Here is a 1,418-nt window from a genome sequence, read left to right as displayed (position 1 = left end):
CGCGCGCAGGCGGCGCTGGGCGGCTACCGCGCGGAGGAACGCTATGTCGCGACGATGGCCAATGCGCCCGCGCGCGACGCGATCGACCGCGCGCAATATGCCGATCTCAAGCACTGGCTGCCCGGCGACATCCTGACCAAGGTCGACCGCACCAGCATGGCGGTCGGGCTTGAGGCGCGCGAACCGCTGCTCGACCACCGGCTGGTCGAGTTCTGCGCGACATTGCCCGTCGGCATGCGGCTGCGTCACGGCGAGGGCAAATGGCTGATGAAGAAGGCGATGGAGCCTTATCTGCCGAAGGAGATCCTCTATCGCCCGAAAATGGGCTTCGTGACGCCGATCAGCGCGTGGTTCCGCGGCGCGCTGGCGGGCGAGGCGAGCGCGCTCGGATCATCGCGGATGCTCGCCGAGACGGGCTGGTTCGACATGGCCGCGATCACCGCGCTCGCCGAGGCGCATCGCGGCGGACGTGCCGAGCATGGCCGCACGCTGTGGCAGCTGATGATGATCGAACGGTCGCTGAAGCGGGTGTTCGGCTAGGCCCGGCGCCAGCGTTCGCGGCCTGCCCTTCGACTTCGCTCAGGGCGAACGGAGGGGGCACACACACCCGCCGTCAGAGCGGCGCTTCGGGCCCGATCGCCTCGCGCATCCAGCGGTCGAACAACTGCGGCCAGAGCGAACCCGGCGAACTCGCGGGCAGGCGCGTGCCGAAGCCGTGGCGCCCACGCCGCAGGATATGCGCCTCGACCGGAATGTCGACGCGGCGCGCGGCGGCGAGCATGTCGAGGCTGTTGGCGACCGGCACCGTGTCGTCATCCTCGGCATGGACCAGGAACAGCGGCGCGTCGCCGCTGCGCAGATTGCGGTCGATCGCATAGCGCGCCTGCATCGCCGGATCGGGATTGGGGCCGAGCAGCTGCGCCCGCGAGCCGCCATGGCTGCGCCCCGGATCCATGTTCGACACCGCGTACATCAGCCCGGCAAAGGCGGGCCGCGCCGACAGCGGTCCGCGGCATCGACCGGGCGATAGACCTCGAGCCCATGATGGATCTCGAGCGACCCGGCGAGATGCCCGCCCGCCGAGAAGCCGAGCACGCCCAGCGTCTCGGGGTTGATCGCATAGCGCCGCGCATTGGCGCGGATCAGCCGCATCGCGCGCTGCACGTCGGACAGCGGCACGTTGGCGCGGTCCGCCCAGCCTTCGCCCGGCAGCCGGTAGCTGAGCACGAACACCGTGATACCGAAGCCGTTCAGCACCCGTGCGACGTCGATCCCCTCGTTGCGCAGCGAGGTGATCGAGTAGCCGCCGCCGGGGCAGACCAGCACCGCACGGCCATCGGGGCGGGCGGCGCGGAACACGCCGACCTCGGGCTGGACGACGCCGCGCATCTGCACGTCGCGGTAGCCGCCCGGATCAG

General features: G+C 70.7%; 3 protein-coding genes. 1 reads left to right on the top strand and 2 read right to left on the bottom strand.

Features of this window, described 5'->3' with window-relative positions; translation table 11 throughout:
• The coding region (locus NI18_RS19915) for an asparagine synthase-related protein (protein ID WP_037532737.1) at window positions 1-540 on the top strand (540 nt) is incomplete at its 5' end.
• 73 nt (window positions 541-613) lie between these two features.
• On the opposite strand, the gene NI18_RS27485 is transcribed toward NI18_RS19915, so the two are convergent.
• Entirely contained in the window at window positions 614-973 is a 360-nt protein-coding gene (locus NI18_RS27485; protein WP_052149373.1) for a prolyl oligopeptidase family serine peptidase, read from the bottom strand.
• On the bottom strand, window positions 973-1,418 hold a 446-nt coding region (locus NI18_RS27480; protein ID WP_306286552.1), incomplete at its 5' end, for an alpha/beta hydrolase. The genes NI18_RS27480 and NI18_RS27485, both read right to left, overlap by 1 nt.

The sequence above is a fragment of the Sphingomonas sp. Ant20 genome, assembly GCF_000783375.1.
Lineage (GTDB): Bacteria > Pseudomonadota > Alphaproteobacteria > Sphingomonadales > Sphingomonadaceae > Sphingomonas > Sphingomonas aerolata.
The sequence above is the reverse complement of the archived record's forward strand: the minus strand, read 5'-3'. Positions and strand labels throughout refer to the sequence as shown.

What these genes read in the sequence shown, in the direction of transcription:
- NI18_RS27485 (WP_052149373.1), bottom strand. Translation starts at nt 973, where the DNA reads ATGTACGCGGTGTCGAACATGGATCCGGGGCGCAGCCATGGCGGCTCG.